This window comes from Burkholderia sp. COPS (genome assembly GCF_019425585.1).
Taxonomy (GTDB): Bacteria; Pseudomonadota; Gammaproteobacteria; order Burkholderiales; family Burkholderiaceae; genus Burkholderia; species Burkholderia cepacia.
Map to the genome: position 1 here is coordinate 16,518 of NZ_WIXR01000029.1, position 13,617 is coordinate 30,134.

Genomic DNA, 13,617 nt, shown 5'->3' on the forward strand with positions numbered 1-13,617 from the left:
CCCGTCACGCTGGCGCCCGTCGCGCGGCTCGGCTAGGATGCGCGAATTGTCCTGACGATTCGCGGGCCGCCCATGAGCCGAAACGCCGCATCTTCCATCCTCCTCGAAGTGATCGCCACGACTGTCGGCGACGCGAAGGCCGCCGCCCGCGCGGGCGCCGACCGCCTCGAGCTCGTGACCGCGATCACCGAAGGCGGGTTGACGCCGAGCGTCGGTCTGATCGAAGCCGTCGTGGCCGCCGTGCCGATTCCCGTCAACGTGATCGTGCGGCCGCACAGCCGGTCGCTCGTCTACGACGCCGACGACCTGCGCGTGATCGAGCGCGACGTGCGCGCGGCCGTCGCGGCCGGTGCGAACGGCATCGTGTTCGGCGCGCTCGACGCGCGCGGCGACGTCGATCTGGGCGCGCTGGCCCGCATCGCGGCCGCGGCGGACGGCCGCGCGCTGACGTTCCACCGCGCGTTCGACGTGTCGCGCGATCTCAACGCCGCGTTCGACGCGCTGCTGCGCGTGCCGGCCGTCACGTCGGTGCTGACGTCGGGCGGCCATCCGTCGGTGCTCGACGCGGTCGCGACGATCACGCGGCTGGTGCGGCAGACCGCAGGCTCGACCTGCACGGTACTGGCCGGCTCGGGGCTCTCGGTCGATGCGGTCGGCGATTTCGTCCGCGCGACCGGCGTGCGCGCGGTGCATTTCGGCTCGGGCGTGCGGCCGCGCGGCGAGGTGCTGGCACCGGTCGACGAACTGCTCGTCGCGAAGGTGCGCGCGACCATCGACGGAGCCGCATCGCACGTGTGACGCGCGCGGTGGCCTGCGGCGGCCACGGCGCGACGAATCACGCCAGCGCGCGGCAGACGATCGCGCGGCACGCGGCGGCACGCGTACCCCTTCACGTATTGCGCACGAACCAGGTACGTTTCGCGGTGCCCAGCAGCGCGCGATAGACGACCCACGACACGACGAACGTCGCGGGCGCCGACAGCGACGCGGCGAACCCCGTCGCCTGGTTCAGCGCGAGTCCCGTGAACGCACCGGCGAACCATGCGGTCAGCCCGCCCGGGTTGAAGGTCGGCACATGGGCGTCGCGGCATTCGACGTCGTCGCCGACGAGTTGCCCGTACCGGCCGGACAGGATGTGCGCGAGCGCGACGCCGACCCACGCGACGACGAAGATGCCCTGGTACGCGAGCGCCTGCAGGATTCGCGAGAAGATGTCCGCCATCATCAGCGCATAGACGACCGCACCGACCACGAGTGCCCACACGAACTTCGGCGCACGCACGCCGGCCACCTTCAGGAAGAACGCCTGCATGTTGACGGTCGCGAGGTAGTAGTTCGCGGTATTGATGCGGGATTGCGTGACCCACACGAACAGCAATCCCCACACGCCCATCAGCTTCAGCAGCGCGAGCACGACCGATACTTCGGAGAGCGTACCGAGCCCCGGAATCGTGCTGACGAGATAGATGCCGGCCGCGCCGTTGACGAGAAACGTGACGAGGTAAAACGGCATCCCGAAGTTGAAGCGGCCGTGATAACCCGCGTCTTCCTTGCGGCCGAAGCGCGCGTAGTCGAACGTGAACATCATCAGCACCCACACGCCCATGTAGTAGACGAAGCAGTGCCACCAGCCGCCGGCCGGCGCGTTGCCGGCCGGCCCGAAATCGAGCCACGCCGCGTTGTAGCCGTATTCGGCCGTCGCGAGCCCGACTGCCGCGAGGAGCCCCAGCAGGTAGAACGGCAGCAGCACGCCGTTGAACTTGTCGAGCCAGTGCTGCACGCTGCCGAACACGAGCGGCACGCTGTAGCAGACGACGAGCAGCGCGGCCCATTTGTAGTCGAGCGCCGGAAACTGGTGGTGCGCGGCAACCGCGATCACCGAGCCCTCGAACACCGCGTAGTAGATCGCGGTCGCGAAGAAGATCAGTGTCGCGAGCGCCGCGCCGGCGCTGCCGAACAGCACGCGCGAGAACAGCGCGACCGAGAGTCCCGTGCGGATCGCATAGCGGCTGATGATCGTGTTGACGAGGCCGTACGACACGACCGACAGCGCCATCCCGATCAGCGCGTTGCGCGCGCCGTAGGTGAGCGCGAGCGTGGCGCCCACGACGATGTAGAACACCGCGCTGCACACGGCCCACCACGCCATCGTCAGCGAGAAGGGCGGCATGCGCGCGTGGTCGGGGACGGCGAGCGTCGACAGGTCGAGATCCTCGTCGGTACGGGCCTGAGCCAGGTTGGCCATGATCGTGCTCCTTGATGCGCAGAAGTTGCGAACGACGTCTCGGCCGCGGCACAGGCGATCCGCAGGGTTGCCCCGACGTCGGGCGGGCAACCGGTTCGGCAGGAACAGCGCGCAGGCGTCCCCGCCGCGCGGCGCCCGGCCGGGCGGGCGGAAGACGGACAGCGAAAAGGGGGCGGCGACGAACGGCGCCCGGCACGCGAACCGGGCGCCCGGTGCTCAGTCCCGCAGCACGGCGCGCAGCAGCGCGAGGCGCCGCTGGTACTCGCGGCGTGCGGCGAGCGCGTCGGCCATCGTCACGCGCACGAACCGCGCGCGGTGGTTGGGCTGCATCTGGCCGATCAGGTCCATGTCGGCGCTGATGACCGTGCCGATCGTCGCGTAGCCGCCGCCCGACACCGCGTCGCGGTGCAGGATGATCGGCTCGAGCCCGGCCGGCACCTGGATCGAGCCGATCGGGTAGCACGCGTCGACGATGTTCGACGGATCGGCGCCCGCGCCGAATGGCTGCTCGCGCGGCCGGAACTGCAGCGCGCGGCCGTTCTTGTAGCGGTAGCCGATGCGATCGGCTTCGGGTGCGACCGTCCATTCGTCGTCGAAGAAGGTGCGCGCCGAATCGTCGGTGAGCCGGTAGTGGTACAGGCCCGTCAGGACGCGCAGCTCGACCTGGTTGTCGAGCGGCCGGCTCACGGCCGCCGGCAGCTCGCGCCCTTCGCGGGGTGTGCCGACGGGGGCGCCGAGCGGCAACCGGTCGCCTTTCTGCAGGCGCCGGCCTGCGTGGCCGCCGATCGCGCCGAGCGCGTAGGTCGAGCGGCTGCCGAGCACGACCGGCACGTCGATGCCGCCCGCGACGGCGAGATACGCGCGAGCGCCCGCCTTCACGTAATTGAACGACAGCACGCTGCCTGCGCCGATCCGCAGCGCGACGTTGCAGCGCTGGCCGATGCCGTCGATCTTCGGCGTCATCTCGGCGCCGGTGACGGCGATCAGCGCATCCGTATGGAACAGCAGCTCGGGGCCGAGCAGCGTGCATTCGAGTACGGCGGCTTCTTCGGGATTGCCGACCAGCAGATTCGCCGCGCGCGATGCGTACTGGTCGAGCGAGCCCGACGGCGGGATGCCGACGTGGTAGTAGCCTTGCCGGCCCATGTCCTGGACCGACGTCGCGAGGCCGGGTTTCACGACCTCGATCAGGTTGTGCGCGTCAGCTTGCATGCAGCACCTCGACGAGAGAGCGGTTGTACGCATCGGGATCGCGCAGGAATGCGTCGAGCGAGAATTGCACCGGGCGCACGCGCAGGGAAAAGGTGCCGGCCTCGACGTCGGCCACCGCGGCGTCGTAGGTCGCGCGATCGATCGGCTGGAATTTCACGATGTCGCCGGGCCGGAAGAACACCATGAACTCGCGCAGGTAGTCGAGCCGCTGCGCGGGGTCGAAGATCGGCGCCGGCGTCACGCCGAACATCTGGTAGCCGCCCGCGCCGCGCACCGAGTAGATGCAGCCGAAACAGCCGCCGTGGCCCACGGTGAGCTTCGGCGTGTCGGTGCGCGGCCGCAGGTATTTCGGCACTTCGAGCTGGCGTTCGCGCTCGACCATCTGGTACATGAACGGCAGGCCCGCGACGAAGCCGACCATCGACACGAACCACGGCGACCCCGAGTGCGCGGCGATGAAGGCATCGACGTCGCGCTTGCCGTTGATGCGCGCCGCGTATTCGAGATCGGTCGACGACGGGTCCTGGTGGCGTTCGCGAAACCGCATCAGCGTCTCGTGCGTCCATGGATCGTTGTACAGCACCGGCACCTCGACGATGCGCGTATCGAGTTCCAGTGGCGCGTCGCCGACTTCGGCCTCGATCGTCTTCAACAGCGCGACGAGCGCATCGGGCTCGATCACGTCCGGGTCGTAGCGTACCTGGTAGGACGCATTCGCCGGACAGATCTCGGTGATGCCCGGCACCGCGCGGCGCTGCAGTTCGCGCGTGATCGCCGTGCCTTTGAAGAATGCGTCGAGCGACATCGATTCGCTGATTTCGACGAACACGAATTCGTCGCCGCCGAAGGTATAACGGGTCGTCACATCGCCTCCCCGACGCGCACGGCGTCCGCATGTTCGGCTGCGTGTTGCTGCGTGGCGGCTGTTGCGGCCTCACGCCATTGCGGCACCCACGCTTCGAGGAAATTCGTGTGATAGCGCCCGGCGCGCACGTCGTCGTCGGCGAGCAGCGCGACGTGCAGCGGCGCGGTCGTCTTCAGCCCGCCTACGTGCAGCTCGCCCAGCGCGCGGGCCAGGCGCTGCAGCGCGGCCGCACGGCTCTCGTCGTGCACGATCAGCTTCGCGAGCAGCGAATCGTAGAACGGCGGCACGACGTAGCCCGGATAGAGCAGCGAATCGACGCGCACGCCGGGGCCGGTCGGCCACACCAGTGCGTCGATCCGGCCGGGGTTCGGGCGGAAGTCCTGCAATGGATCTTCCGCGTTGATCCGGCATTCGAGCGCCGCGCCGCGCATCGCGATGTCCGGCTGCGCGAAGCGCAGCGGCTCGCCGTCGGCGATGCGCAGCGTCTCGCGCACGAGATCGATGCCGGTGATCGCCTCGGTCACCGGATGCTCGACCTGGATGCGTGTGTTCATCTCGATGAAGTAGAACTCGCCGCGCGCGTCGTCGAACAGGTATTCGAGCGTGCCCGCGCTGCGATAGCCGACCGCCTGCGCGAGCCGCGTGGCCGACGCGCACAGCGCGTCGCGCTGCGCGGGCGTGAGCGAAGGCGACGGCGCTTCCTCGAGGATTTTCTGGCGCCGCCGCTGCAGCGAGCATTCGCGCTCGAACAGGTGCACGACGCGACGGCCGTCGCCGAGTACCTGCACCTCGATGTGGCGCGCCCGCGCGATGAAGCGTTCGAGGTACACGCCGCCGTCGCCGAACGCCGCCTGCGCCTCGCGCTGCGCGAGCGGCAGCTCGGCGTCGAGCTGCGCGGCGTCATGCGCGACGCGGATTCCGCGCCCGCCGCCGCCGGCGGCCGCCTTGATCATGATCGGATAGCCGATGCGCGCGGCGACGTCCCGCGCCTCGTCGAGCGACTGCACGACGCCGTCGCTGCCGGGCACGGTCGGCACGTTGGCGCGCCGCGCGGTTTCGCGTGCGCGGGCCTTGTCGCCCATCGTGGCGATCACCTGCGAGTCCGGGCCGACGAAGATCAGGCCGGCCGCCTCGACCTGCGCGGCGAAGGCGGCATTTTCGGACAGGAAGCCGTAGCCGGGATGGATCGCGTCCGCGCCGCACTGCCGCGCGGCGTCGAGGATCGCGGCGGGATTCAGGTAACTCTTCGCCGCGTGCGACGAGCCGATGTGGACGGCTTCGTCGGCCATGCGCGCGGCGAGGCTGTCGCGGTCCGCGTCGCTGACCACGGCGACCGCGCGCATGCCGAGCTCGCGCGCGGCACGGATCACGCGCACCGCGATCTCGCCGCGGTTCGCGACCAGCACGGTGCGGATGCGCGACGGCCGGTAGAACGCGCTGGAGGAGGTTGCCGGATTCATCGCATCACCCCTCGATCCGCATCAGCACCTGGCCCGCGTCGACCGGCTCGCCGTCCTCGACGAGCAGCTCGACCACGCGCCCTGCCGCATCGGTTTCGATCTCGGTGAACTGCTTCATCACCTCGACGAGGCCGACCACCGCGCCGGCGGCGACCGTCGCGTCGACCGCGACGTAGTAGTCCGCATCGGGCGACGGGCGCCGGTAGAAGGTGCCCGGCAGCGGGCTGACGATATCGTGCAATGCCATCGTGTGTCTCCTTGAATCAGTGATGGGCGGCGAGCGGTTGCGGCCCGGCGGTCCGGATGCCTTCGCGGATCAGCGCGTGGCGCGTTTCGCGCACGAGGTCGAGCGCGCCCGGCGTGTCGCTATGGATGCAGACCGAATCGAAATCGATGTCGATGTCGTCGCCATCGATCGTCCGCACCTTGCCGTCGATGCATGCGCGCAGCACCTTGTCGGCGACCTGGCGCGGATCGAGGCGGCCGACGCGGCGCGTGAACACGATCGAGCCGCTGCGGTCGTAGTCTCGGTCCGCGTAGAACTCGCGGATGACCGGCTGCCCGTACTCGACGGCGACGCGGTACGTGACCGACGCCTCCATGCAGTACAGCCACAGGCCCGGATCGACGCGTTGCAGCGTTTCGACCAGCATCCGCGAGAACGCTTCGTTGCCTGCCGCATGCATGTAGAGCGCGCCGTGCGGCTTCACGTGCTGCAGGCTGACGCCGTTCAGGCGCGCGAACTCGCGCAGTGCGCCGAGCTGGTACAGGATGTCGTTGACGAGCGCCTGCGGCGTTTCGGCGATCGTGCGGCGGCCGAAGCCGACGAGATCGCGAAAGCCCGGGTGCGCGCCGATGCCGACGCCGGCGTCGCGCGCGAGCTGCACCGTGCGCGCCATGATGTTCGGATCGCCGGCGTGAAAACCGGTGGCGATGTTTGCCGAGCTGATCAGCGGCATGATCTGCTCGTCGACGCCGTCGCCGATCGTCCACGGGCCGAAGCCTTCTCCCATGTCGGAGTTCAGGTCGACGCTGTGCTTCCTCATACGATGTGCTCCTCCAGGTTCTCCGGTTCGCGTGCGTCGTGGCGCATGCCGAAACCGTGTTGAACGCAGGTTAGCCGTGTGGGGTGCGTCAAAAAAGTTCTATTTTTATATGCGACCGTATCGATTTTTTCGATACCGCGGAAAACGGCTGCCAGGTGCCGTCGGGGCTGGGGCGGCAGGGTTTTCACGAGGTCGGGTTCACGGGCTCGGCACGGTTGTTATGATGTTTGTCACGTGCCCATCTGTTTTCTCATCGACCATGGCCCTGACTCTCAGACAGCTCAAGTATTTCGTCGCGACCGCCGAGCTCGGCCAGATCTCGCAGGCCGCGATCCAGCTCACGATTTCGCAGTCGGCCGTGACGAGCGCGATCAGGGAACTGGAGGACAGCCTCGGCACGCAACTGTTCCTGCGCACGCCGTCGGGTGTGACGCTCACCGACACAGGGCGGCGTTTCCTGAATCACGCGTACACGATCCTGTCGTCGGTCGATGAGGCGATGCGGATTCCGAACCTCGAAAGCACGCTGACCGGCACGCTCGCGATCGCCGCGAGCTACACGGTGCTCGGCTATTTCCTGCCGCACCACGTGCTGCGCCTGAACACGCTGTATCCGCGGCTGACGATCCACCTGCACGAGCTGAACCGCGAGTCGATCGAGGAAGGGCTGATCGCGGGCCGCTACGACATGGCCGTGCTGCTCACGTCGAACGTGTCGAATCCGGCGCTCGTGCTGGAGCCGGTGATTCACTCGGTGCGGCGGCTGTGGGTCGGCGCGCATCATCCGCTGCTCAGGCACGAGAGCGTCACGTTCGCGGAGGTCGCGCGCGAGCCGTTCGTGATGCTGACGGTCGACGAGGCGGGGCAGACGGCGCTGCGTTACTGGAACGAGACGCCGTACCGGCCGAACGTGATCCTGCGCACGTCGTCGGTCGAGGCGGTCCGCAGCATGGTCGCGAACGGCAGCGGCGTCGCGATCCTGTCCGACATGGTGTATCGGCCGTGGTCGCTCGAAGGGCGGCGCATCGAGACGATCGTGCTGCGCGATGCGGTGCCGCCGATGAGCGTCGGTCTTGCGTGGCGCAAGGACATCGAGTTGAGCCCCGCGATGCACGCGGTGCGCGATTATTTCCGGCACACGTTCATGGAGCCGCGCGCGCTCGGCGGCGCGGCCTGAACGACGGGGCCGGATACAGAAAAGCCGGGGCGTGCCCCGGCTTTTCCGTTTGCAGATCCGGCCCGACGGCCGCTCCGCTTACGCGTTCGCCGACATCGCGTCCGCGTCGCTCGCGCGGATGCCGAGGCGCTCGAACAGCGCGCGATCCTTCTGCGACTGCGGGTTGCTCGTCGTCAGCAGCTGGTCGCCGTAGAACATCGAGTTCGCGCCGGCCAGGAAGCACATCGCCTGCAGCCCGTCGTCGAGCTGTTCGCGGCCGGCCGACAGGCGCACGACGGCCTTCGGCATCGTGATCCGCGCGACCGCGATCGTGCGCACGAATTCGAACGGGTCGAGCGGCGCGGTGCCTTCGAGCGGCGTGCCTTCGATCGCGACGAGGTTGTTGATCGGCACCGAATCCGGATACGGGTTCAGGTTCGCGAGCTGCGAGATCAGGCCCGCGCGTTCGCGGCGCGATTCGCCCATCCCGATGATGCCGCCGCAGCACACGTTGATGCCGGCGTCGCGCACGCGGTCGAGCGTGTCGAGGCGATCCTGGTAGGTGCGCGTCGAGATCACCTGGCCGTAGAACTCCGGCGACGTGTCGAGGTTGTGGTTGTAGTAGTCGAGGCCCGCATTCGCGAGTTCCTGCGCCTGCTCGTCTTCCAGCATGCCGAGCGTCATGCAGGTCTCGAGGCCGAGTTCCTTCACGCCGCGCACCATCTCGGTCAGCGCCGGCATGTGGCGCTCCTTCGGGTTGCGCCATGCGGCGCCCATGCAGAAGCGGCTCGCGCCGTTTGCCTTCGCCGCCCGTGCGGCATCCAGCACCGCGTCGACGTCCATCAGCTTCTCGGCCTTCAGGCCCGTGTCGTGGTGCGACGACTGCGAGCAGTAGCCGCAATCTTCCTCGCAGCCGCCCGTCTTGATCGACAGCAGCGTCGACAGCTGCACCGCGTTCGCGTCGAAGTGCTCGCGGTGCACCTGCTGCGCGCGGAAGATCAGGTCGTTGAACGGCAGCTCGAACAGCGCGACGACGTCGGCTACGCGCCAGCGTTGCGAGGCCGGAGCGGCCACGGGAATCGCGTCGGGTTGCACGGTGGCGGCGGTCTGGGCTTGGGTCATATCGTTTTCCTGTCCTGGTCGGGGATGAGGGATCGGGGGATCTGTTTCTGTCGGGTCAATGCCGCGCGGCGCGCAGCGTATCGACGAGCGCGGCGATGTCGAGCATCGCCGCGGCGGATTCGGGGGCGGCCGGGCTCATGTGCGGAATGCGGCCGAGCAGCGGCGCGCCGTGCTCGCGGGCGAGCCAGTCGCGCATCGTCGCGACGTTCTCGTCGGGGAACGACATCGCCGGGTCGACGTGGTTCGCGACCCAGCCGGCGAGCTTGAGGCCGCGTTGGCGAATCGCGTCGGCGGTGAGCAGCGCATGGCTGATGCAGCCGAGCCGCACGCCGACGACGAGCACGACCGGCACGCCGAGCGCGACCGCGAGATCGGCCATGTCCCGCGTGTCGTTCATCGGCACGCGGAAGCCGCCGGCGCCTTCGACGACGACGATATCCGCGCGCGTCAGCGCTTCGCGATGGCACGCGACGATCGTGTCGATGTCGAGCGTCACGCCTTCCCGCGCGGCGACGATATGCGGCGCGGCCGGTGCCTTCAGCAGGAACGGCGTGCGCAGCTCGGGCGGCAGCACGACGTTCGCGGCCGCGTCGAGCCGGTCGGCGTCCTCGTTGCGCCACACGCCGTCGCGTTTATACGCGCCGGCCGCGACGGGTTTCAGCGCGGCTGCACGCAGGCCGTGCCGTGCGAAGCCGTGCAGCATCGCGGCCGACACGAAGGTCTTGCCGATTTCGGTGTCGGTGCCCGTGACGAAAAGCGAGAGCGGGGCGGTCATGCCGCAGTCTCCCGCCGGGCCGCCCCAAGGGAGGCTGCAGCCCCCTCGGGGGGCAGCTCACGAAGTGAGCGTGGGGGCGGTTCCGTCTCCCGCGGGGCCGCGTGAGCGGAGGCTGCGGCTCCCTCGCTGGCTTCGACCAGCGCGGCTTCGAGCCGCGCGAGATCGTCGAACGAATGCGCGGCCGACAGCGACACGCGCAGCCGCGACGTGCCGACGGGCACCGTCGGCGGCCGGATCGCTGGCACCCACAGGCCGTGCGCGTCGAGCGCGCGCATCGCCGCGAGCGTCGCGTCGTTGCTGCCGATCACGAGCGGCTGTACGGCCGTGTGCGAATCGACCGGCTGCCAGCGCGTATTGCGCAGCAGCGCGCGCGTGCGTTCGATCAGCGCGGCGAGATGCGCGCGCCGCGCATCGCCTTCGTCGCCCGCGATCACCTTCAGGCTTGCCGATACCGCGTGCGCGACGGCCGGCGGCGCGGCCGTCGTGAAGATGTAGCTGCGCGCGCGCTGGATCATCCATTCGATCACGGTCTCGTGCGCGATCACGAATGCGCCCGCGACGCCGGTGGCCTTGCCGAGCGTGCCGACGTACACGAGATGCGGCGAACGCAGCGCGGCGGCCGCGAGCGCGCCGCGGCCCTGCGGGCCGAGCACGCCGAAGCCGTGTGCGTCGTCGACGACGAGCCATGCGCCATGGCGCTCGGCCAGCGCGACGAGTTCGGCGAGCGGCGCGATGTCGCCGTCCATGCTGAACACGGTGTCGCTGACGATCAGCTTCGTTTCGGCATCCGATGCGTCGAGCAGCGCGGCGAGCGCGGCCGTGTCCGCATGCGGATAGACCTGTACGTTCGCGCGCGACAGCCGCATGCCGTCGATCAGCGATGCGTGGTTCAGCGCGTCGGAGAAGAGGGTTGCGCGCTTGCCGGTGAGCGCCGTCATCGCGGCGAGGTTCGCCATGTAGCCGGTGCTGAAGTACAGCGCGCGCGGCGCGTCGGAGAAGCCGCCCGAGAAGGCCGCGAGCTCCTCTTCGAGCGTCGCGTGCGCACGCGAGTGGCCGCCGAGCAGGTGCGAGCCGCCGCTGCCGGCGCCGTAGCGCTGCGCGCCTTCGGCGAATGCGGCGACGAGCGCCGGATGCGCGGCGAGGCCGAGATAGTCGTTGCTGGCGAAACCGACGATCTCGCGGCCGTCGACGGTCATGCGCGCATCGCACGCGGTGTCGGCGGTGCGGCGCACGCGGCGCAGCCCCTGGGCGTCGAGATCGGCGAGGCCGCGTTGCAGCGCGTCGAGCAGCGGGTGTGTCATCGTGCGATCTCCGCGAGCGTGGCGTCGAGCGTATCGCGCGTGCGTTGCGCGAGCCATGCGATGTCGTCGTCGCTCATCACGTACGGCGGCATCAGGTACACGGTCGTGCCGATCGGGCGCAGCAGCAGCTCGCGTTCCAGCGCGCGTTCGAAGAAGCGTCGCGAGAAGCCGCGCGCCGCGTCGCCGTCAAGCGCGACGTCGAACGCGAACAGCGTGCCGCGCTCGCGCAGGTGGCGTACCTGCGGATGTGCGTCGAGCGGCGCGAGCGCGGCACGCAGCGTGGCCGACTTGCGCGCGTTCGCCGCGAGCACGTCGTCGCGTGCGAAGAGGTCGAGCGTCGCGACCGCCGCGCGGCAGGCGAGCGGGTTGCCGGTGTACGAATGCGAGTGCAGGAAGCCGCGCGTCGTGTCGTCGTCGTAGAACGCGGCGAACACGTCGTCGCGCGTGAGCACGAGCGACAGCGGCAGGTACCCGCCGCTGATGCCTTTCGACAGGCACAGGAAATCGGGCCAGACGCCGGCCTGTTCGCACGCGAAGAAGGTGCCGGTGCGGCCGCAGCCGACCGCGATCTCGTCGGCGATCAGGTGCACGCCGAATTCGTCGCACAGCGCGCGCAGCCCGCGCACGTACGACGGATCGTGCATCGCCATGCCGGCCGCGCACTGCACGAGCGGCTCGACGATCAGCGCGGCGATCCGGTCGCCGCGTTCGACGAACAGGTGCCGCACGTCCGCGAGCGCGCGGCCCGCGACGTCGGCGGCCGTCTCGCCCGGCAGCGCGCCGCGCGCGTCGGGCGACGCGACGACGTGCGCATGACGGATCAGCGGATCGTATGCGTCCTTGAACAGCGCGACGTCGGTCACGCCGAGCGCGCCGATCGTTTCGCCGTGGTAGCTGTTCGCTACGCAGACGAATTCCTGCTTGTTCGCGCGGCCGCGGTTGCGCCACGCGTGGAAGCTCATCTTCAGCGCGATCTCGACGGCCGACGCGCCGTCCGACGCGAAGAACGCATGGCCGAGCGTGCGCGCGGTGAGCGCGTGCAGCCGCTCCGCAAGCTCGATCGCGGGTTCGTGCGTGCAGCCGGCGAGCATCGCGTGCTCGAGCGTGTCGAGCTGGTCCTTCAGCGCCGCGTTGATGTCGGGGTTCGCATGGCCGAACAGGTTGACCCACCACGAGCTGATCGCGTCGAAATAGCGGCGGCCGTCACGGTCGTACAGCCACACGCCCGCGCCACGCGCGACGGGGATGAGCGGCAGGCGCTCGTGGTGCTTCATCTGGGTGCAGGGATGCCAGACCGCGCGCAGGCTGCGCGCGACCCAGTCGTCGGTGGCTGGCGTACTCAAGGCGGCTCCGGGGAGTAAAGCGGCGGCGGGTATCGAACGGAATACCGCGCGGCGACAGACGGAAAACGCGCTGAGATTAGCGTGTTCCGCCGTCCGTTGCACTACCGGTTACAAACACCGCAAAGCCTTGTCGGGCGGGAGTTCGGCGCAGATCCGGGGTGCTCGGAGCGGTACGCGCCAGATGCCCCGAAATGACCGCAGATGACGACGTTCGAGTGACACCCCCAGACAGAAAAAAATCGCGGGATAGGGTGCGGCCGGGTGATGAAATGTGGGGAATGATGGTGGTGCGGTGTTGGCGGCGACAACGGGGCGATCTTGCTTCGCGCAGGCTCCGATCGACGGGGCGGCGCAACGCCGGACGATTGGACGAAATCGAGCTGTCAGGTTCAGGGCAATGCTTTGGAAGTGCCGCGTCGGCCACGTTGTCGATGTGACGGAACACCGGCGCAATCTTGTCGATTTCCTTGTCAGGCAAATTACCTGACAACTGGCTGGCTCATGCCGATACCAGATGGGGCCACGCTGATTCGTGCCGCGCGACCCGCGTACGCTCTTGTCGTCGATCGCCACGACCTCATCGGCCAGCGCCGGGCAGAGCCCTCGCTTCCAACGCACGAAACTGGCTTCGAACTCGAGTGGATCAAGCGCCGCGAATACGCGGCCGAACGTGTCATGCGAGGGAATACCCCGTTTCCAGGGGCAAGTATCGACGCAACCAGTCGAGCTTCGATTCGCCCCAGATCCGGATCGCGACCCAGCTATCCGCTCCCGACAGAATCGCGCACAGCGCAACCATCAGGATCTCGCGCAGATCATGCGGCGACGGCCGACTGCGCGGATCCGTCAAGCTGCAGAATGCTTCCTCGATGCTCAACACTTCCTGCTGAAAATCCGACTCTCGCACGGGTTTGCCTCACGGAAAATCCATGACTACAGCCGGATTCGAACACGCTCACAAGCAATCTGAAGCCCCTTTTAACCATTTACACAATTCGTGCGATTGCCCTAGTGCTCGAAACAGACCTCTGTACTTTTCGAACCTGTCCCATATACAAGGGAACGGCAGATACCTAGGCTTGCTTGCGAAGG

General features: G+C 68.7%; 14 protein-coding genes. 2 read left to right on the forward strand and 12 right to left on the reverse strand.

Annotation, left to right across the window (positions count from 1 at the left end):
* Positions 1-72: 72 nt before the first annotated feature.
* A complete protein-coding gene (locus FOZ70_RS24255) occupies positions 73-798 on the forward strand; it encodes a copper homeostasis protein CutC (RefSeq protein WP_219706961.1) in 726 nt (241 codons plus the stop codon).
* 91 nt (positions 799-889) lie between these two features.
* On the opposite strand, the gene FOZ70_RS24260 is transcribed toward FOZ70_RS24255, so the two are convergent.
* From FOZ70_RS24260 to FOZ70_RS24285, 6 genes are all read right to left on the reverse strand, one after another.
* A complete protein-coding gene (locus tag FOZ70_RS24260; protein ID WP_059490459.1) occupies positions 890-2,245 on the reverse strand; it encodes a hypothetical protein in 1,356 nt (451 codons plus the stop codon).
* Positions 2,246-2,461: 216 nt separating this feature from the next.
* The gene (locus FOZ70_RS24265; protein WP_021157413.1) at positions 2,462-3,457 is read right to left on the reverse strand and encodes a biotin-dependent carboxyltransferase family protein; all 996 of its coding nucleotides are present in this window, start codon (positions 3,455-3,457) and stop codon (positions 2,462-2,464) included.
* Positions 3,447-4,322: an allophanate hydrolase subunit 1 gene (locus FOZ70_RS24270; RefSeq protein WP_048026254.1), complete on the reverse strand. Its 876-nt coding sequence runs from the start codon at positions 4,320-4,322 to the stop codon at positions 3,447-3,449. The genes FOZ70_RS24265 and FOZ70_RS24270 overlap by 11 nt, the downstream gene beginning before the upstream one ends.
* The gene (locus FOZ70_RS24275; RefSeq protein ID WP_021157411.1) at positions 4,319-5,782 is read right to left on the reverse strand and encodes an acetyl-CoA carboxylase biotin carboxylase subunit; all 1,464 of its coding nucleotides are present in this window, start codon (positions 5,780-5,782) and stop codon (positions 4,319-4,321) included. Before FOZ70_RS24275 ends, FOZ70_RS24270 begins: the two co-directional genes overlap by 4 nt.
* 4 nt (positions 5,783-5,786) lie before the next feature.
* Positions 5,787-6,029 (reverse strand): acetyl-CoA carboxylase, encoded by a 243-nt coding sequence (locus FOZ70_RS24280; RefSeq protein ID WP_021157410.1) that lies wholly within the window; start codon positions 6,027-6,029, stop codon positions 5,787-5,789.
* Positions 6,030-6,045: 16 nt separating this feature from the next.
* Complete coding sequence (locus FOZ70_RS24285) at positions 6,046-6,828, reverse strand: 5-oxoprolinase subunit PxpA (RefSeq protein WP_021157409.1); 783 nt, start codon at positions 6,826-6,828, stop codon at positions 6,046-6,048.
* Positions 6,829-7,087: 259 nt separating this feature from the next.
* Between FOZ70_RS24285 and FOZ70_RS24290 the strand changes: the two genes are divergently transcribed.
* Complete coding sequence (locus tag FOZ70_RS24290; RefSeq protein ID WP_048026260.1) at positions 7,088-8,005, forward strand: LysR family transcriptional regulator; 918 nt, start codon at positions 7,088-7,090, stop codon at positions 8,003-8,005.
* 78 nt (positions 8,006-8,083) lie between these two features.
* Here the strand turns inward: FOZ70_RS24290 and bioB are convergent, their stop codons facing one another.
* The 6 genes from bioB to FOZ70_RS38180 form a co-directional block, all read right to left on the reverse strand.
* Complete coding sequence (bioB, locus tag FOZ70_RS24295) at positions 8,084-9,106, reverse strand: biotin synthase BioB (protein ID WP_021157406.1); 1,023 nt, start codon at positions 9,104-9,106, stop codon at positions 8,084-8,086.
* Between the two features lie 55 nt (positions 9,107-9,161).
* A complete protein-coding gene (gene bioD, locus FOZ70_RS24300; protein ID WP_219706963.1) occupies positions 9,162-9,881 on the reverse strand; it encodes a dethiobiotin synthase in 720 nt (239 codons plus the stop codon).
* Entirely contained in the window at positions 9,878-11,182 is a 1,305-nt protein-coding gene (bioF, locus tag FOZ70_RS24305; protein WP_219706969.1) for an 8-amino-7-oxononanoate synthase, read from the reverse strand. The genes bioD and bioF overlap by 4 nt, the downstream gene beginning before the upstream one ends.
* Complete coding sequence (gene bioA / locus FOZ70_RS24310; RefSeq protein ID WP_219706970.1) at positions 11,179-12,525, reverse strand: adenosylmethionine--8-amino-7-oxononanoate transaminase; 1,347 nt, start codon at positions 12,523-12,525, stop codon at positions 11,179-11,181. The genes bioF and bioA overlap by 4 nt, the downstream gene beginning before the upstream one ends.
* 108 nt (positions 12,526-12,633) lie before the next feature.
* The gene (locus FOZ70_RS24315; RefSeq protein ID WP_346656411.1) at positions 12,634-13,290 is read right to left on the reverse strand and encodes a transposase family protein; all 657 of its coding nucleotides are present in this window, start codon (positions 13,288-13,290) and stop codon (positions 12,634-12,636) included.
* Positions 13,199-13,402, reverse strand: coding sequence for a transposase family protein (locus tag FOZ70_RS38180; RefSeq protein WP_196774524.1), 204 nt, complete (start codon positions 13,400-13,402; stop codon positions 13,199-13,201). The genes FOZ70_RS24315 and FOZ70_RS38180 overlap by 92 nt, the downstream gene beginning before the upstream one ends.
* Between the last annotated feature and the right edge of the window lie 215 nt (positions 13,403-13,617).